This window comes from Amycolatopsis sp. NPDC058986 (genome assembly GCF_042741125.1).
Classification (GTDB): domain Bacteria; phylum Actinomycetota; class Actinomycetes; order Mycobacteriales; family Pseudonocardiaceae; genus Amycolatopsis.
The window spans coordinates 1-18,202 of sequence record NZ_JBHYJW010000065.1 but is presented as its reverse complement, the minus strand read 5'-3'; the positions used below and the strand labels follow the sequence as shown (position 1 = coordinate 18,202).

Sequence of the window (18,202 nt, the reverse complement as noted above, 5' to 3'; positions counted from 1 at the left end):
GGTGAAGTCACCGCCAACCATTGGAGACGGCAGTGCGTGTCATGTTGATGGTCTTCCCGACCAGAACCCATATCTACAGCATGGCTCCGGTCGGCTGGGCCTTGCGTGCCGCGGGCCACGAGGTGCGCTACGTGGGCCAGCGCAATCCGTCCGAAGTGGAACCGTTCCTGGAGACCGGGCTCGACGCGATGTGGTTCGGCGGCGACCTCGACCTGGTCCGGCACCGGCACCTCGAAGGGGTCGGCGAGCATCCGATGGGCTCGGAGCACCTGCTGTCCGAAAGCCGCCCGGAGAAGTACACCGACGAATACGTGCGCTCGGTCTACCACACCTGGGTCGAGGGATTCCGGTGGACCGCGCCCGACGCCATGCTCAACGAGATCGTGCGGTTCGCCCGGCACTGGAAGCCCGACCTCGTCGTCTGGGACCCGCTGATGTACGCGGGCCCGCTCGTGGCCAAGGCCACCGGGGCGGCACACGTGCGCATGCTCTACGCCGCGGACCAGACCGCCCGGCTGTTCGCGCAGCACGCGGACCTGCTGAGCAGGCAGCCGCCGGAAGAGCGGCACGACCCGCTCAAGGAGTGGATGTCCGAGTGGCTGGCGACGCAGGGCTGCGAGTTCGACGAGCAGCTGCGCCTCGGCATGGCCACCATCGACCCGTCGCCCGAGTGCATCCGCTACGACCTCGACGTCAACTACATCCCGGTGCGCTTCGTCGCGGTCAACCGGCCGATGGCGGTTCCCTCGTGGGTCGTCGAAGAGCCGGAACGGCCCCGGGTGTGTCTCACGCTCGGCGTGTCCAACCGCCAGGTCCACGGACGTGAGGAGGCCTCGGTGGCGACGCTGCTCGACGGCCTCGCCGATCTGGACGTCGAGGTGATCGCGACACTGAACGCGGCCCAGCTCGCCACCGTGCCGAAGGTGCCGGACAACGTCCGCGCGGTCGACTTCGTGCCGATGAACGAGCTGCTGCCCAGCTGTTCGGCGATCGTGCACCAGGGCGGCGGCGCGACCATCGGGAACGCCGTGGTGAACGGCGTCCCCCAGCTCATCGTGCCCGGAACCACCTGGAGCGAACGCATTTCCGCGATCGCCCAGGAGAAACGGGGCTACGGCCTGCTCCTCGACCTCGCCGACCTCACCCCGGACCAGCTGCGGGCGAAGGTCGAGCAGCTGCTCGTCGACCCCTCGTTCCGCCGCAACGCGATCGAGGTCCAGCAGGAAGTGCACGCGGCGCGGACCCTGCAGGACGTCGTCGGCGATCTGGAGGACCTCGCGACCGGCTTCGCCACGTCACGAGCGTCTTGAAACCACTACGGCTAAGGAAAAAACCAACATGAACTCACCGGGTACGACGCAGTTCCAGGAATACGCCCTGCCCGACGGCCGCGTGGTGTCCTGCACCAACAAGTTCAACACCGCGGGGGTGTGGCAGGAGTTCTCCGACGGCCTCTACGCCCGGTGCATCGCCCGGCTGCGGCCGAACGACACCGTGGTGGACGTCGGCGGGCACATCGGGCTGACCTCCCTGCTGGTCACCGACGCGGTGCCGGACCTGCGCATCATCGCCTGCGAGCCCGCGCCGCCCACCTTCGAATGCCTGGTCCAGAACTTCGAGCGCCACCTCCCGACGGCGATCGCGGTCAACGTCGCGATCGGCACCCAGCCCGGCACGACCACGCTGACCTACTACCCCAACAGCGACGTCATGTCGACGCTGCGGGTGGACGACGAGGACGACCGGCGCAACATCGAGGCGGCGCTCACCAGCTTCGGCGTGAGCGACGAGCGGCAGCGCCAGTTCCACCTCGACCGGACGAAGGCGGGCGCCGTCGAATACCCGGTCAAGGTCATCACGCTGGCGCACCTGTTCGCCGAGTACCACCTGAAGGAGGTCGGGTTGCTCAAGGTCGACGTCGAACGCGCCGAACTCGACGTCTTCCGCAGCCTCGACGACGCCGACTGGCCAGGGATCCGCAACATCATCGCCGAGGTCCACGACGTCGACGGCCAGCTCGCGGAAACGGTGGAACTGTTGCGGGACAAGGGTTTCCACCTCGACGACCTGCAGCAGGACATGTACGACACCGGCACCACGCACATGGTCACCGCCACCAGGGACCTCCCCTAGCCGGGTGACGCGCGGCACCGGCCGCGCCGTCCGCGCGTCCCGGCGGAGCCCGGTCGTCTAGGCTCGCGGGCATGCCGGACACGCAGTACGAAGATCTGCTCCGCCACGTGCTCGACACGGGCGCCCGCAAGGCCGACCGCACCGGGACGGGCACGCGGTCGGTCTTCGGGCACCAGCTGCGGTACCGGCTGTCCGACGGCTTCCCGCTGATCACGACGAAGAAGGTCCACTTCCGCTCGATCGCCTACGAGCTGCTGTGGTTCCTGCGCGGCGACGGGAACGTGAAGTGGCTCCAGGAGAACGGCGTCACGATCTGGGACGAGTGGGCGGCGCCGGACGGTGACCTCGGCCCGGTCTACGGCGTTCAGTGGCGGTCGTGGCCGACCCCGGACGGCGGCCACGTCGACCAGATCGCCGAGGTGCTGCGCACGCTGCGCGAGAATCCCGACTCCCGGCGGATCATCGTGTCCGCGTGGAACGTCGCCGACATCCCGCGGATGGCGCTGCCGCCGTGTCACGCGTTCTTCCAGTTCCACGTCGCCGACGGCAGGCTTTCCTGTCAGCTGTACCAGCGCAGCGCGGACCTGTTCCTCGGGGTGCCGTTCAACATCGCGAGCTACGCGCTGCTGACGCACATGATCGCCGAGCAGGTCGGCCTCGGCGTCGGAGACTTCGTCTGGACCGGCGGCGACTGCCACATCTACGACAACCACCTCGACCAGGTCCGCACGCAGCTCGGGCGCGAGGCACGGCCGTTCCCGGCGCTGAGCCTGAAGCCGGCGGAGAGCCTGTTCGACTACACCTACGAGCACATCGCGATCGAGGGCTACGACCCGCACCCCGGCATCAAGGCACCGGTGGCGGTGTGATCGGGGTCGAGTGGGCGCAGTCGTCGAACGGCGTCATCGGCCGTGACGGCGCGCTGCCGTGGCATCTGCCGGAGGATCTCAAGCACTTCCGCACGCTGACCGCGGGCGCGACCGTGCTCATGGGGCGCCGGACCTGGGAGTCGCTGCCGCCGCGGTTCCGGCCGCTGCCGGGCCGGCGCAACCTCGTGCTGTCGCGTACGCCGCAGGAAGGCGTCGAGACGTTCCCCGACCTGTCGGCGGCACTCGCCGCGGTGTCCGGGGACGTCTGGGTGATGGGCGGCGCGGCGGTGTACCGGGCGGCGCTGCCGCTCGCGGACCGGATCGTGGTCACCGAGATCCGGGAGCACTTCGACGGCGACACGTACGCGCCGGACGTCGGCCGCGCGCCGGACTCCACCGGGGAATGGCTGGAGTCCTCGACCGGGCTGCACTACCGGTTCCTGACCTGGGGCTGACGGCCACGCTGTGCTCAGCGTGGCCAAGAGGGTACATACCTCGGCCACGACGGGCGGTGGTGTTGGCCGCCGGAACCCGGGATGTCACGCTGGTTCGACCGTCCGTGTGCCCTCCGCCACGGACGGCCAAGGAACCACGAACGTCCTCGGGAGCCTTCAGTGAGAAGCACCGGAATCGTGTTGTTCGCCCTGTTCGTCGCGTGCGCCGCCGGGCTCTCCCCTGCCGCCGCCTCACCGGCCGCGTTCACCCTGACCAGCACCGCTTTCGCCGACGGCGGCATGATCCCCAAGGTCCACGAATGCACCAGTGGCGGCGGCAACGACCCCGCCAAGAAGAACGAATCCCCGCCGTTCGCGTGGTCCGGCGCTCCGGACACCGCCAAGAGCTACGCGATCATCATGCGCGATCTCAGCAACAACAACCTCCTCCACTGGATCATCTACGACATCCCGGTGAGCACGACCTCGCTCCCCCAGAACGTCCAGCACGCCTACCAGCCCGCGGTCCCCGCGGGTGCCAGGCAGGTCTACTACCGGGGAAGCGCGAGCCTTTACGGCTATCAGGGACCGTGCTCGCCCACCACGATCAACACCTACGAGTTCGTCGTCTACGCGCTCAACAAGGCGTCGCTCACCAATCTGAACGCCAACTCGTCGACGCAGACCGCCGCCAGGACCATCACCGCGGCCTCGATCGCCACGGCGAGGATCACCGGCAAGTCATAGCTCCCCCGGCGTGCGCGCCGCCCCGCCGAGCGTGGCGAGGCGGCGCGACGTCCGGCTACGGCACGGAGCGTGCGAGCAACCGTTCGAGCCAGGATTCCCGGGCGGCCAGGCACGCCCGTGCCGGCGCGGATTGCGGCGCCAGGTCGTAGAAACCGTGGAACGCGCCGCCCCAGACGTGCAGTTCCGCGTCCCCGCCCGCCGCCCAGATCGCGCTCGCGAACGCCACGTCCTCGTCCCGGAACACCTCGGCCGCGCCGACGTCGATGAACGTCGGCGGCAGCCCGCTCAGATCCGTCGCCCGCGCCGCCGCCGCGTACGGCGAGACGTCGGCGGTGCCCCGGCGATCCCCGAGAACCGCCGTCCACGCGGTGAGATTGCTCGTCCGGTCCCAAACGCCGACACCGTCGTACTGGTGTGACGACACCGTCTCGTTCCGGTCGTCGATCATCGGGCACTGCAGCAACTGGCCGAGCAGCGCCGGGCCTCCACGATCGCGCGCCAGCAACGTGGTCCCGGCGGCGAGGCCACCTCCGCCGCTGCCGCCGAAGATCACCAGGCGACCGGGATCGAACCGTAGAGCGTCTGCGTTGCCGGCCATCCACCGCAAGCCCGCGTAACAATCCTCCACGGGAACGGGGTCGGGGTGTTCGGGCGCCAGGCGGAACTCGGCCGTGACGGCGACCGCGTCGTACTTCAGTACCCAGTCGATCAGCGGACCGGCCGAAGCGAACCGGTCGCCCATGACCATGCCACCGCCGTGGAGGTGATAGATCCCCGGCCCGGGCTTCTCGTGGTCCACAGAGGACAGTACGGAGACGGCGATCTCCGCCCCGCCGTGACCGGTGATCGTGTGGTGCACGCAGCCGACCGGCCGGTCCCCGATTTGTTCCGCGATACCGGGAAAAGACAGCGCCCGGTAGTGCTCCAGCCGATCCGCGGTCATCCCGGCCGGGACCCGGCCGTCGAGCGTCGGCAACACGGCGGCGAGTTCGGGATCGAACGGCGGCCGTGGAATTTCGTGCGTCATCGGTACTCCTGGGAGTCATCGCTTCCTCCGCCGTCGCCGCGCCGCCGACCGCGGGCACGTTCGTGCCCGCGCCGAAACACGCGTAACGAAGGGAAGCGGGGGTGGAAAGAGTCGTGGTGGGGCCGATGTCGGCCGGTACGCCGCCGACGGGCCCGGCGGCTAGACTCTGTCCACCTCGATGAGCATGCCGTGAGGCTAACACGGCCCGGTGACGCGACGTCGTGCTCAGTAGTCCTTGACGGTGATCGCGTTCGCCGCCTTCGCCAGCGCCCCCGGGTGCGCCTGCGCGCCCCGGTCGTCCATGACCAGCGCCTGATTCGCGGCGACGTAGCTCGCCATCTCCCGCTGGTAGGCACCGAAACCCGCGTCGTGGTCACCGGCGGTGGACAGCTCGCCCGCCAGGACGTAACCGCCGACCAGCGCGAGGCTGGTGCCCTGGCCGGACATCGGCGACGCGCAGTGGGCGGCGTCGCCGACCAGCGCGATCCGGCCCGCGCACCAGCCGTCCGGCATCTTGATCTGGCACATCTCGTCGAAGTAGAAATCCGGCGCCCGCCACATCGCGTCCAGCATCCGGGGCAGCTCCCAGCCGGCCCCGGCGAAGTGCTTGGCGAGAAATTCCTTCTGCCGCTGGACATCCCGGTGGTCCGGAGTGTCCGATGTGGACTTGAAGTTGAGGAGCACCCGCGCTTCGGCGTCGTCCCGCACACTCATCATGACGACCAGGTGGTCGTCGGTACGCAGGCACGTCTGCCAGTGCTCGAGCCCCAGGAAGTTCTCCGTGGTGAAGATCGCGATATGCCTGCCGAGCGCGTGCGTGAACCGCGCCTCCTGGCCGAAGGCGAGCGCGCGGACCCGCGAGTGCGTCCCGTCCGCGCCGATGACCAGGTCGAACCGACGTGGCTCGGCGTGCTCGAAGGTGACCGCGACGCCGCTGTCGTCCGGTGCCAGTTCGGTGACCGAGTCGCCGAACACGAACTCGGCGGACGATCCGATCGCTTCGGTCACGAGCCCGCTCAGGTCGTCCCGCATGAGTTCGATGTCGTCGTTGTCGATGACACCGCCGGTGATGGTCGTTTCGGTGTCGCGCAGCAGCTCGACGCCGTCGGCGTCCACCATGCTCATGCCCTGGATGGCGGTCTTGGCCCGCCGGGCCCGATCGAGCATCCCCATGCGGTCGAGGACGCCCAGCGCCGACCCCCGGACGTCGATCGCCTGACCACCGATCCTCGGCGCCGGGGCGCGTTCCACCACGGTCACCCGCCAGCCGCGCCGTGCCAGCCAGTACGTCGCCGACAGACCGGCGATGCCGGCGCCGGACACCAGGACGTTCCCCGCCTTCATCCGTTCCTCCCGTTGATCGAGTACCCCAGCCGAGATCGACGGTAGGACCGATTCAGACGTTTGTCTAGCACGTTTGTGCAAGACGTTCGTCTCATTCCTGCGCTAGCATGCTCACCATGGGAAACCGGGAGGATCTGCTGGACGGCGCGCGACGCTGCCTGGCCACGAAGGGGTACGCGCGCACGACGGCACGGGACATCGCGACGGAGGCCGGTACGAGCCTCGCGGCGATCGGCTACCACTTCGGCTCGGTCCAGACGCTGCTCAACGCCGCGATGGTCCGGACGCTCAGCGAGTTCGCGGACTCGCTGCGGGAGAGCAGGCGCCGGGCCGCGGGTGGTACCGGCAGCCCGGTCGAGCGGCTGGCCGCCGTGCTGGCCGACACGATCAGGCACTTCGCCGAACACCGGGAGATCTGGCTGGCGTTCTGCGAAGCGGTGGTCGCCGCCGAACACTCGCCCGAACTCCGGGAAGAGCTGCGCAGAAGCTTCGATCTCAGCCGCCGCGGCTTCGCGGCCGAAGTGCTCGATGCCGACGAGGACACTGTGGACGAAGAGCTGGTGCGCACCGTCGGCGCGTTCGGCACGTGCCTCGTCACCGGCCTGAGATTCCAGCTCCCGATCGACGCGGACAACGCGCCCGCGGCCGAGGACGTACTCACCGGCATGCTCCGCGTCCTCGCGCCCCAGGACGGCCGACGATGACCGCGCCGGCGGTCCCGAAGCCACGTCCGGACACCCGGAAGCGCGCCTCGACACGGACCGCGAGACCGATCAGGAATCGAGAAGCACGGATCACCGGGTCGCGCCTAGCGTTCCTGTCATGACCTCCATCGACAGCATCACCCTCGAAACGGCCGACCCCGAAGCCGCCGGACGCTTCTACGCCACCGCCTTCGGGCTGGACACCCTGCTCCGCCTGCGGGCCTCGCAGACGCCGGCCACCGGCTTCCGCGGCTTCACCCTGGCACTCACGGTGTCCCAGCCCGCCGACGTCGACGCCCTCATCGACGCCGCTCTCGACGCGGGCGCGACCATGCTCAAGCCCGCCGCGAAATCGATGTGGGGTTACGGCGGGGTGGTCCAGGCCCCGGACGGCGCCATCTGGAAGGTCGCGACCTCGGCGAAGAAGAACACCGGCCCCGCCACCCGGCGGATCGACGACATCGTGCTGCTCCTCGGGGTCGCCGATGTGACCGCGAGCAAGCAGTTCTACGTCGGCCAGGGCCTCACCGTGGCGAGGAGTTTCGGCCGCAGGTACGTCGAGTTCGCCGCCGGGAGCGGCGCCGTCAAACTGGCCCTGTACCGGCGCCACGCCCTCGCCAAGGACCTCGGCGTCTCCCCCGACGGCACCGGCTCGCACCGGATCGCCGTCAGTGGCGCCGGGCCCTTCACGGACCCGGACGGGTTCGCCTGGGAAGCCACCTCGCTGGCGGCGCGGTCCTGATGTGCCGCTATCACCCCGGCATGGTCGCCGCTCTCGCCTGGGACAGCACCGATTCCGCCGCACCCCGCGATTTCCGGGAAGAACCAGCCCCGTGCCCACCGGACGGGCCCGGCTTCCCGGATCCCGGGAAGCCAACCACCCTCTCGCCGTCCACTTCGGACTGAACGGTCGCGGTGCCGGAAGCCCCCATCGCATTGAAGGCTCCCGGCACCGCATCGGCCCGCGGGGTCAGCCGATGCCGAGGATGGCCTTGGCGGTGGTCCAGTTCGTGAGCATGGCGTGCTGTGCGTCGGCGAGCGTGACCTTCCCGGCACACACGGCCTTCTTGACCGCGTTCTCCACGGAGTCCTTCGAGTAGGAGTTCTCGTCGCCGGAGTGGGGTTCCGGCCAGAGGTTCTTCGGATCCTTCGGCGCACCACCGAGTTCGAGCGGGAGGAAGTGGTCTTCCTCGTAGTCCGCCAGATTGGTGTCGGAGTAGCCATAGTCGGCGATGCCCTGGCGCTTCAGGGCGTTGGTGTAGGACGTCGGCGGCCGGATCGTGGAGGTCCAGCCCGAGACGCAGATCGTGGAACCGATCGTGCCCTGGGTGACGTCCGGATTGGTCACGCCCGGCGTGCACGCCGGATCCGGCAACGGCAGGTCCGCCTGCGAACAGGTCGCGGCGGTGGTAGCGGATTCGGCCGAAGCGGACACCGGAGCGGCAAGGGCCATGACGACCGAAACCGCGCCGATCGGCGCCATCACACGTAAAGCGGGCATAACACGCATTGGATCTTCCTCCCAGACGGCATGACGAAGCCCCGTTTCCGAGATCGCGTTCACCTCGGCGAGCGGAGCGACCCGAAATCTTCGCCACCGAACACGAACACGACAGGAAACGGCGGCTACGGGCCGCGAAACAGTAAACATCCACCACGCTGTGAAATTGCGAAGTCAGTTCTTCACAACACGACGATTTCCGGCCACACAGACAGGAATCGGTGGATATTTCTCAGCAGAAAGCAGGAATGCCGACCAATACGACGCAATGCCCAGAGCCGACGACAAGCCCGGATCACGCCAATTACCGCGGAACTACGGTTTACCCGTCACACACCCGCATACCGGCACGGACAGTATGAAGTGGACAGTCAGGGACCTAACGGGGTTTTCTCAGCAGAGGCGGGGATACGGCTTTGCCAGTGAGCGCGGACCTCGAAGGCCCTGAAGGGCCCTTCACAGCACCGAAGTTCACTCCCGGGACAGCGCCACCCAGTGCAGTTTTTCCTGCTCCCGGCGCGACAGCCCGGCGACCACGAGATCGTAGGAATCCTCGATCATCTCGCGGACGAGATCGCCGGGCACCGAACCGTCGAGGACCACCGTGTTCCAGTGCCGCTTGTTCAGGTGGTACCCGGCGGTGATGGCCGGGTACTGGCCGCGCAACTGCACGGCGACGTCCGGATCGCACTTGAGGCTGACGCGCAACGGCCGCCCTCGCAACGGGCTCAGCGCGAACATCTTGCCCGCCACCTTGAAGACGCTGTTCTCCGCACCGAAGGGGAACTCCTCGCGCGCACCGGTCAGCCCGAGACAGATCTTCTTCAAGTCGGCAGCCCGCATCGGCCCACCCTATCCAAGGACGGCGATGTCAGTACCTCGGATACAGCTCCGGACCCGGCAGCACGAAGCCGCCGTCACGGCGCCCGGCGTAGAAGAGCAACGTCCGCGCCTGCTCGCGGGTCACCTCGAGACAGGTACACAACGCGCCCAGCGAGGCACCGCGTTCGGCCAGGGTGAGCCCGACGGACAACACCACAGCGGGCACGCCGGGCGATTCGGCGACGAGGTTCGCCGGGAGTGCGGCCAGTACGTCACACTCGAACTCCCGGCGCGCCTGCGCGAGCAACTCCTCGTAGCCGTCGCCGTGGCGACGGCGCAGGAACCGGGTCAGCGCTGCCCACATCGGACTCACCTCCTCCGGCCGGTACCGGCCTCCCTTCAGTCAACCCCCGCTCCAGCCAACAGTCAAACGATTGTACAAGTGTTTGCGTGTTACTGACGCGCCACCTTCGCCGCCGCGCCGGTGCTCACGGCACGGGAGTCGGCGAAGCGCAGGCCCGCGACACACCCGCTCAGGCCGCGATGTCCCGCCGTACGCCAGGCGAGGAACGCGGCGACGACGGCGAGAACGGCGGCGAAGAAGTGCAGGCCGAGGTGATCGAGAGCGAAGAAACCGCCGCCTCCGGCAGCGAACCGCGGCAGGACCCGCCAGCGCTCGGGGCGGCTGCCGTCGGGACGAACGGGGGCGAGCAGCACGATCCGCTGTCCGGCGGTCGCGCCGTCACCGCACAGCGGGACCAGGAGCAGCAGGACGCCGACCGGGATCACGTAATCCAGCAGCCAGCTCGCTCCCGGCAGACCGGCGAAGGAGCCGAGTCCGTTGGCGGCCAGCAGCGCGGCGCCGGTCCTGAGCAACGTCCCGAGCAGAAAGACCGCGAACACGTCGAGGACCATCCCGAGCAGCCTGCGACGGGCGGTGACCGGCCGGGCGTCCCCGGGCGGCCGGGTGACCCGCTGTCCCGGGACGAAGCGCAGGGCCGGGGCCAGCAGCACGCCGACGGCCGCGCCCACGGTGTTCGCGAGCAGGTCGTCGACGTCGAAAAGGCGGTAGGGACACTCGAACACGCCCCAGACCGCGGTGAGCTGGGTGGTCTCGATGAACAGCGACAGCAGCAGCCCGATGGCGACCGTGGTAAGCGACCGCCAGCGGAAGAGATGCCGCCCGAACATGCCCAGCGGCACGAACAGGATCACGTTGAGGACGACCTGCTGCAGGGCCGGATTGCCCGGCAGACCGGCGATCCCTGGCTCGCCGCGGCGAGCCCGGATGTCGTCGACGAAATGGAAGAGGCGCAGTTGTGGCTCCACCACATGTCGTGCGCACCACTGCGGCGTGGTTTCGGGCACCGGCAACAATGTGTAGGTCCAGAGCGCCAGCGCGTAGACGAGACAACCGAACGCCAGCACCATGTGCCCGGCGCCGAACTCACCGCGCCCCCGGTAGGTCCACCACAGATAGGGAATCGCCAGCAGCAGCGCGAGACCACCGCCGCCGAAGAGCGCGACAATCGCAGGAAAAGTCAGTTCGGACACGGGTTCGGACAACCCCTCCGGTTTTGTCCACAAAGGACATCCCCGATCCGGGGCCGCCCCGGATCACCACTTCCGAATGTCACGGCAACGTATCATGACCGCGAATTTCCAACCACCGAAGAATGTACGTGAAACGGCGACACCGCCGAAAGGTGACAATCGCGATGTGCGCGGCCTCGAAAAATTCTTATCACCGTGACAAATATCGGGAGCGTGCCGGAATCCGATTCGCGAAGGCCTCCGGATTTCCGGCGATCGGCACCGCCCGGCGGCAACTGGCCCCTTCGAACGGGCGCGTTCTGGTCCTTCTGACCAGGCCAGCCGTCACCCAAGCTCAGCGGGTCCGACAGCGACGGTGACAGCGGATGGGAGCGGGAGATGCGGATCGGTGTTCCCCGGGAAGTGAAGAACAACGAGTATCGGGTGGCCCTCACCCCGGCCGGCGTGCACGAGTTCGTCTCGGCAGGGCATGAGGTGTTCGTCGAGCGTGGCGCGGGCGAGGGTTCGTCGATCGCCGACCAGGACTACGTCGCCGCGGGCGCGAAAGTGCTGGAGCACGCCGACGACGTCTGGGCCACCGGGGAACTCGTCCTCAAGGTCAAGGAGCCCGTCGAAGAGGAGTACGGTCGTCTCCGCGCGGGCCAGCTGCTGTTCACCTACCTGCACCTCGCGGCGAGCGAGCCGTGCACGCGGGCGCTGCTGGCGGCGGGCACGACGTCGGTGGCCTACGAGACCGTGCAGCTGCCGGACGGGTCCCTGCCACTGCTGTTCCCGATGAGTGAGGTCGCCGGGCGGCTGGCACCGCAGGTCGGCGCGCAGACGCTGATGCGGGCCAACGGCGGCCGCGGCGTGCTGATCGGCGGGGTGTCCGGCGTGGCCCCGGCCAGGGTGGTGGTGCTCGGCGCGGGCGTCGCCGGGATGAACGCGGTGGCAGGCGCGGCCGGGAGCTGGGCCGACGTCGTGCTGTTCGACAAGAACGTCGACAAGCTGCGCGCGGCCGACCGGATGTACCAGGGACGCATCCGGACGGCGGCGGCGAACGCCTACTCGATCGAGGCGGCCGTGCTGGAGGCCGATCTGGTGATCGGCGCGGTGCTGGTGCCCGGTGCCAAGGCGCCCAGCCTGGTGTCCAACGACCTAGTCTCGCGGATGAAGCCGGGCAGTGTGCTCGTCGACATCTCCGTCGACCAGGGCGGCTGCTTCGAAGACACCCGCCCGACCACGCACGCGGAGCCGACCTTCCGGGTGCACGATTCGGTGTTCTACTGCGTCGCGAACATGCCGGGCGCGGTGCCGCACACCTCGACGCACGCGCTGACGAACGTGACCCTGCCGTATGCGCTGGAGCTGGCGAACGGCGGTCTGCGCCAGGCGATCGACCGGCGCCCGGAGCTGCGCGGCGGTGTCAGCACCGTCGACGGCGCGCTGACCTCGGAGCCGGTCGCGGCCGCCCACGGGCTCACCGCCGTCGCGCCGGAAACCGCGCTGGGCTAGCCGGGCGACGTCCGTTCGGGTTAGGTTGCTCCTCGCCCCGGACCTCGGCGAGGAGCAACGGTGCCCCGTACGCTGATCGAAATCGACCGGTCGTCGCCGGAGCCGCTGTACCGCCAGGTACGGCGCGCTATCGAGCACGGCATCGCGGTCGGCACGTTCGACCCGGGACACCGGCTGCCCAGTTCCCGGGAACTCTCGGCCGAACTCGGCGTCTCCCGCAACACGATCAACCTCGCCTACCAGGAGCTGGTGGCCGAGGGGTTCGTGGAGAGCAGGGAGCGCAGCGGCCTGTTCGTCAACGCGGAGATGCGGCCGCACCGCGCGGTGCAGGAACGCACGACCCGGTCCCGCATCGACTGGCGGGCCCGGGTCCGCCGCTACCCCGACGCGGACGTGCCGCACGTCGAGAAACGCGCCGACTGGCACACCTACCCCTATCCGTTCGTGGCGGGCCAGATGGACGTCACCGCGTTCCCGGCCCGGTCGTGGGCCCGGTGCCTGCGCGACGCGCTGTACCGGCCGCACGTCTTCCCGGCGCTGCAGGACAGCGTCGGCTCGGACGACCCGATGCTGGTCGAGATGGTGTGCAAGCATCTGCTCCCCGCCCGCGGAATCGAGGCCGACCCGGCCGAGGTGCTCATCACCGTCGGCTCGCAGCAGGGCCTCGACCTGCTCGGGCGCGCGCTGCTCGGACCGGGGCAGACGGTGGCGATGGAGAACCCCGGCTACCTCGACGCGCGGCACATCTTCCTGCGCACCGGTGCCGGGGTGCGCGGACTGGACGTCGACCAGAGCGGCCTGCGCCCGCCGGACGAACTCACCGGCGTCGATCTGCTGTACCTGACGCCCAGCCATCACCATCCGACCAACGTCACCCTGAGCATCGGCCGCCGCCGTCGCCTGCTCGAACTCGCCGCGGCGGCCGGCACGGTGGTCGTCGAGGACGACTACGACAGCGAATTCCGTTACCAGGGCAGTCCGACGCCCGCGCTGAAAGCGCTTGACGGCTCCGGCGACGTCGTCTATCTCGGCACGTTCTCGAAGTTCCTCTCCCCCGGGCTGCGACTGGGTTATCTGGCCGCCCCGCGCGAACTGGTCCGTGAGCTGCGCGAGATCCGCCGTTACGTGCTGCGGCACCCGCCCGGTCACCTGCAACGCGCCATGGCCCTGCTCATCGACAGCGGCGAGTACCAGCGGTCGCTGCGCCGCTACCGGACGAAGCTGATGCGCAAATGGGAGGCGACGCGCGCAGCGGTCGCCGAACACCTGCCGTGGCCGCAGGGCCCGTACCCACCGGGCGGGGTGAGCCTGTGGGTGACCGGACCGTCCACACTGGACTGTCGCCGCCTCGCCGAACGCGCGGAACGCGACGGCGTCCTCATCGAGGGCGGGGACATCTTCTTCATCGGTGACGACCCGCCGCGCAACCATTTCCGGGTCGGCTTCGCGGCGATCCCGCCACGCGCGATCGAGCCGGGCATCCGCCTGCTCGGCCAAGCCTGCCGGGAACTCCTCGGCGGCTGACCCGGCCCCATCTGGACCCGTCGGAACGCACGTTTCTGGTGCTGGGCCTCGGACCAGCGCGGTTGCGAGAGTCGAAGCACACACTCGCGCCTTGAAGGAGGTCTCCGGTGGACGTCACCCAGCTGCGAGCGCAGGCTCGCCGCCATCTCGGCCCGCACTTCACCCGCAAGGACACCTGGGACAGCGACTTCCCGGTGTTCGTGCGCGGCGAGGGCTGCCACCTCGTCGACACCGAGGGCCGCCGCCACCTCGACGGCCTCGCCGGGCTGTTCTGCGTGAACATCGGGCACGGGCGCACAGACGTCGCGAAGGCCGTCGCCGACCAGGTGAGCACCCTCGCCTACGCCAGCAACTGGGGTTCGGCGCACAATCCGGCGATCGAGGCGGCCACGCTCATCGCCGAACTCGCCCCCGGCGACCTGGGCACCACGTTCTTCGTCAACTCCGGCTCCGAAGCGGTCGAGTCGGCCTTGAAGTTCGCCCGTCAGTACCACCGCAGCCAGGGCCGGCCGGAGCGGACGAAGATCATCGCCCGCGACATGGCGTACCACGGCACCACACTGGGTGCCCTGTCGGTCACCGGCCTGCCGAAGATCAAGGACCCGTTCGGCCCGCTGCTGCCGGGTGTCCGGCACGTGCCGAACACCCTGGGCCTGCTCGGCGACTGCGGGCCCGCCGGGGAACTGGACTGTGTCAAGGCGATCGAGGACGTCATCCTCGAGGAGGGCCCGGGAACGATCGCGGCGCTGTTCGCCGAGCCGGTGCAGAACGGCCGGGGCGCGCTGGTACCGCCCGACGGCTACTGGCCCGCTGTGCGGGCGCTGTGCGACAAGTACGGCATCCTGCTGGTCTCCGACGAGGTGATCTGCTCGTTCGGCAGGCTGGGGCACTGGTTCGGCCACGGCCTGACCGGCGTCGTCCCGGACATGATCACCTTCGCCAAGGGCTCGACGTCCGGGTACGCGCCGCTCGGCGGGCTGATCGTGCGTGAGCGGCTGGTCACCGAGCTGTACGACTCGCCGAAGGGCGGTGTCTTCACGCATGGCGCGACCTGGGGCGGGCACCCGGTGGCGACCGCCGCCGCGGTGGCGAACCTGACCGCGATGCGCGACGAGCACGTCCTCGACCACGTCCGGGAGGAGGCACCGCGGCTGTCCACGGCGCTGCACGCGCTCAAGGACTCCCACCGCTGCGTCAAGGACGTCCGCGGGACCGGGTTCTTCTACGCGATCGAGCTGATGGCCGATCACCGGAGCGGCAGGGAGCTGACCGAAGCCGAGTCGCTCAAGGTGCTGCGCGAGGTGCTGCCCGAGGCGTTCCGCCGCACCGGTGTGATCCTGCGCGGCGACGACCGCGGCGCGACCATGCTGATGATCTCGCCGCCGCTCGTGGCGGGCGAGGCCGAACTCGCCGAGCTGTTGCACGGCGTCGACGCGATGCTCACCGACGTCGAGAAGGCCGTCCAGCCCTGATCGTCCCTCTTTCTCCCGGGTGGGGCCGCCGATGCTTCGGCAGCCCCACCCGGTTTTTGTTACCCGGTCAAGGCCGTATCACGATGTGAGTACATTGTGGACGCTCACGCTGCGCGCTCCGGCTCGGATATTCCTGTGGAGCAGAGGAAATCGGTCACGATCCCGGACTGCGGGATCACCTCCGGTGACCTGTCGCGCGCGCTAGAGTCGGTCGCCATCTGGACCCCTCGGCCACGGCGTAACTGGCTCTCGTACCGGGCCCAGTCAGTACCTACGGTGACGGGAACCACAAACGAAGCTCCCAGCAGCCCAGCGGCAACGGTGCCGCGACTTGGAGGAGACGTGAGCTCGATGTCCGAACCCGCCCGGCCCAGCGGACTGAAACCGGGGCTCAAACAACGGCACATGAACCTCATCGCCCTCGGCGGTGTCATCGGTGCCGGACTGTTCGTCGGCAGCGGTGTCGTCGTCCAGGCGACCGGGCCCGCCGCGGTGATCTCGTTCCTGATCGCCGGCCTGATCACCGTGCTCATCATGCGCATGCTGGCCGAGATGACGGTGGCGAAGCCCGCGCTCGGCTCGTTCTACGTCTACGCCAGGGAGGCGATGGGCAACCGCGCCGGGTTCGCCGTCGGCTGGATGTACTGGTACTTCTTCGTCATCGTCGTGGCCGTCGAAGCCGTGGCGGGCGGGCGGATCCTGCAGCTGTGGCTGCCCGGCGTACCGCTGTGGGTGCTCAGCCTCGGCCTGCTGGTGCTGCTGACCGGCACCAACATGGTTTCCGCGCGCTCCTACGGCGAATTCGAGTACTGGTTCTCCTCGATCAAGGTCGTCGCGATCATCGTGTTCCTCGTGCTCGGCGCGCTGTATCTGTTCGGCATCTGGCCGGGCTCGCACGGTGGCGTGTCGAACCTGGTGTCCCACGGCGGTTTCGCCCCGCTCGGCATCGGCGCGGTACTGGCGGCCGTCGTGCCCTGTATCGGTTTCTACACCGGGGCGGAGATCGTCACCATCGCCGCGGCCGAGTCGGCCGAGCCGAAGAAGGCCATCGCGAAGGCGATGCGGTCGATCATCTTCCGCGTCGTGCTGTTCTACGTCGGATCGGTGTTCGTGGTCGTGGCGATCAAGGCCTGGGACTCCCCCGAAACCGCTGTCAGCCCGTACGCCGCGGTGCTCGACGTCCTAGGCATCCCGGCGGTGTCGACCATCATGAACGGCATCGTGCTCACCGCCGTGCTGTCCTGTTTGAACTCGGCGCTGTACACCTCGTCCCGGATGTTGTTCGCGCTGACCCACCACGGCGACGCGCCCCGGGCGTTCACGCGGCTGTCCCGCAGCGGTGTCCCCCGCCGCGCCATCCTCGCCGGGACGGTCGTCGGCTACGCCTCGGTCATCGCCGCCTACACCTCGCCGGATCTGATCTTCCAGTTCCTGGTGAACTCCTACGGCGCCGTCGCGCTGTTCGTCTACCTGGCGATCGCGCTGGCTCAGGTCACGCTCCGCCGTCGGCTGCAGCGTGAGGACCCGGGCAAGCTGGCTCTGAAGATGTGGCTGTTCCCGTGGCTGAGCTACGCGACGATCGCGTTGATGGTGCTGGTCATCGGGGCGATGGCGGTGCTGCCGACCACGCGCTCGCAGTTCTGGCTCAGCGCGGTGACCCTCGTCCTGATCCTGGTGGGCTACGAAGTCCGCCGCCGCCGCGGCGCTCCCCCGGCGCCCGCGTCGCCGTCCGCCGAGGCACCTCCGGCCACGCCGGACACTCCCCTGCCACGACTCCGGAACACCCCGGGCACCGACCTCGCCTGACCCGCTCCCCTGCCGTCAAGGCCACCTTACGGGCGTCGGACGCCCGTAAGGTGGCCTTGACGGCGTCGGCCCCCCCGCGCACTGGTGAGTGGTTTGTCCTTTGTGGAGTGGGGGGCGTTCGCGGGCAGGGGGTGGCGCCCAGCGTGCTATAGGGCGGGTGTCCTGAACGACGCGTATGAGACGTTGAACCTGGATCCACCGGTGGGTTTGTTTGTTGTTCTTGGGTGTTGTTGTTGATTGTGTGTTTGGTTGGTGGGTGTGGTGGATTGCCGGCCGTCGCATCCGGTGTGTCCACTGTGGTCTGGGTTGTGGGGGCGGGGGGTCAGGCTGTTCGGGTGCCGGTGGCGGTGGATAGGGCTTGGTAGCTGTGCTGCCAGGGCCAGTTGGCTGGTAGTCGCAGGGTGATGCGGCGGGCGGTGCGGGTGATGCGGGCGGGGATGTTGATCAGGTGTCTGCGCAGTGTGCCGGTGCGGGCTGTGGCGTGAAAGACGCTGGCTAGGCAGCCGGTGGCGCGTAGCAGGTTGTGGGTGAGGGTCGCGAGGGTCAGCCAGGCTTGGTTGGCGGCGAACCGGCCGGAGGGGAAGTGGGCCAGGGCGGTGTCGTTGAGGTCGGCGAAGACCTGCTCGATGATCGCGTGCCGGCGGTGATACTCGTCGGCGGTGTGCAGGTCGAAGCTGGTGTCGGTGAACACCGCGTGGTAGTTCCAGGTGCGGAACAGCTCGCCCTGGTCGTTGGTGGCGAAGCGTGGGGTGCGGCGCACCAGCAGCCGCG

General features: G+C 68.9%; 18 protein-coding genes. 11 read left to right on the top strand and 7 right to left on the bottom strand.

The window, feature by feature from the left end; genetic code table 11:
• The first annotated feature begins 41 nt into the window (after positions 1–41).
• From ACFW0G_RS38015 to ACFW0G_RS37995, 5 genes are all read left to right on the top strand, one after another.
• Positions 42–1,310, top strand: coding sequence for a nucleotide disphospho-sugar-binding domain-containing protein (locus ACFW0G_RS38015; RefSeq protein ID WP_378330364.1), 1,269 nt, complete (start codon positions 42–44; stop codon positions 1,308–1,310).
• A gap of 28 nt (positions 1,311–1,338) precedes the next feature.
• Positions 1,339–2,133 carry an FkbM family methyltransferase gene (locus ACFW0G_RS38010; protein ID WP_378330349.1) on the top strand — a complete coding sequence of 265 codons (795 nt, stop codon included), beginning with the start codon at positions 1,339–1,341 and terminating at the stop codon, positions 2,131–2,133.
• Positions 2,134–2,204: 71 nt separating this feature from the next.
• Entirely contained in the window at positions 2,205–3,002 is a 798-nt protein-coding gene (locus ACFW0G_RS38005; protein ID WP_378330348.1) for a thymidylate synthase, read from the top strand.
• On the top strand, positions 2,999–3,457 hold the full coding sequence (locus ACFW0G_RS38000) for a dihydrofolate reductase (protein ID WP_378330347.1): 459 nt from the start codon (positions 2,999–3,001) through the stop codon (positions 3,455–3,457). Before ACFW0G_RS38005 ends, ACFW0G_RS38000 begins: the two co-directional genes overlap by 4 nt.
• Before the next feature lie 159 nt (positions 3,458–3,616).
• On the top strand, positions 3,617–4,183 hold the full coding sequence (locus tag ACFW0G_RS37995) for a YbhB/YbcL family Raf kinase inhibitor-like protein (protein WP_378330346.1): 567 nt from the start codon (positions 3,617–3,619) through the stop codon (positions 4,181–4,183).
• 55 nt (positions 4,184–4,238) lie between these two features.
• Here ACFW0G_RS37995 and ACFW0G_RS37990 read toward each other — a convergent pair whose 3' ends face one another.
• A complete protein-coding gene (locus ACFW0G_RS37990) occupies positions 4,239–5,210 on the bottom strand; it encodes an alpha/beta hydrolase (protein ID WP_378330345.1) in 972 nt (323 codons plus the stop codon).
• Between the two features lie 225 nt (positions 5,211–5,435).
• Entirely contained in the window at positions 5,436–6,554 is a 1,119-nt protein-coding gene (locus ACFW0G_RS37985; protein ID WP_378330344.1) for an FAD-dependent oxidoreductase, read from the bottom strand.
• A 116-nt stretch (positions 6,555–6,670) separates the two neighbouring features.
• On the opposite strand from ACFW0G_RS37985, the gene ACFW0G_RS37980 reads away from it, so the two are divergent.
• Together ACFW0G_RS37980 and ACFW0G_RS37975 are read left to right on the top strand one after the other, a co-directional pair.
• Positions 6,671–7,258, top strand: a complete 588-nt coding sequence (locus ACFW0G_RS37980; RefSeq protein ID WP_378330343.1) for a TetR/AcrR family transcriptional regulator — start codon at positions 6,671–6,673, stop codon at positions 7,256–7,258.
• Positions 7,259–7,376: 118 nt separating this feature from the next.
• Positions 7,377–8,000: a VOC family protein gene (locus ACFW0G_RS37975; protein WP_378330342.1), complete on the top strand. Its 624-nt coding sequence runs from the start codon at positions 7,377–7,379 to the stop codon at positions 7,998–8,000.
• Positions 8,001–8,228: 228 nt separating this feature from the next.
• Here ACFW0G_RS37975 and ACFW0G_RS37970 read toward each other — a convergent pair whose 3' ends face one another.
• From ACFW0G_RS37970 to ACFW0G_RS37955, 4 genes are all read right to left on the bottom strand, one after another.
• Complete coding sequence (locus tag ACFW0G_RS37970) at positions 8,229–8,759, bottom strand: hypothetical protein (protein ID WP_378330341.1); 531 nt, start codon at positions 8,757–8,759, stop codon at positions 8,229–8,231.
• A 471-nt stretch (positions 8,760–9,230) separates the two neighbouring features.
• Positions 9,231–9,602 carry an MmcQ/YjbR family DNA-binding protein gene (locus tag ACFW0G_RS37965; protein ID WP_378330340.1) on the bottom strand — a complete coding sequence of 124 codons (372 nt, stop codon included), beginning with the start codon at positions 9,600–9,602 and terminating at the stop codon, positions 9,231–9,233.
• A 28-nt stretch (positions 9,603–9,630) separates the two neighbouring features.
• Complete coding sequence (locus tag ACFW0G_RS37960) at positions 9,631–9,945, bottom strand: hypothetical protein (RefSeq protein ID WP_378330339.1); 315 nt, start codon at positions 9,943–9,945, stop codon at positions 9,631–9,633.
• Between the two features lie 89 nt (positions 9,946–10,034).
• Positions 10,035–11,135 (bottom strand): VanZ family protein, encoded by a 1,101-nt coding sequence (locus tag ACFW0G_RS37955; RefSeq protein WP_378330338.1) that lies wholly within the window; start codon positions 11,133–11,135, stop codon positions 10,035–10,037.
• A gap of 378 nt (positions 11,136–11,513) precedes the next feature.
• Between ACFW0G_RS37955 and ald the strand changes: the two genes are divergently transcribed.
• The 4 genes from ald to ACFW0G_RS37935 all read left to right on the top strand — a co-directional run bounded on the left by ald (position 11,514) and on the right by ACFW0G_RS37935 (position 17,431).
• Complete coding sequence (gene ald, locus ACFW0G_RS37950; RefSeq protein WP_378330337.1) at positions 11,514–12,629, top strand: alanine dehydrogenase; 1,116 nt, start codon at positions 11,514–11,516, stop codon at positions 12,627–12,629.
• A gap of 60 nt (positions 12,630–12,689) precedes the next feature.
• A complete protein-coding gene (locus ACFW0G_RS37945) occupies positions 12,690–14,153 on the top strand; it encodes a PLP-dependent aminotransferase family protein (protein ID WP_378330336.1) in 1,464 nt (487 codons plus the stop codon).
• A 107-nt stretch (positions 14,154–14,260) separates the two neighbouring features.
• Positions 14,261–15,625, top strand: coding sequence for an aspartate aminotransferase family protein (locus ACFW0G_RS37940; protein ID WP_378330335.1), 1,365 nt, complete (start codon positions 14,261–14,263; stop codon positions 15,623–15,625).
• Between the two features lie 405 nt (positions 15,626–16,030).
• Complete coding sequence (locus ACFW0G_RS37935) at positions 16,031–17,431, top strand: amino acid permease (protein ID WP_378330363.1); 1,401 nt, start codon at positions 16,031–16,033, stop codon at positions 17,429–17,431.
• Between the two features lie 322 nt (positions 17,432–17,753).
• Here ACFW0G_RS37935 and ACFW0G_RS37930 read toward each other — a convergent pair.
• On the bottom strand, positions 17,754–18,202 hold a 449-nt coding region (locus tag ACFW0G_RS37930; protein WP_378330334.1), incomplete at its 5' end, for a transposase.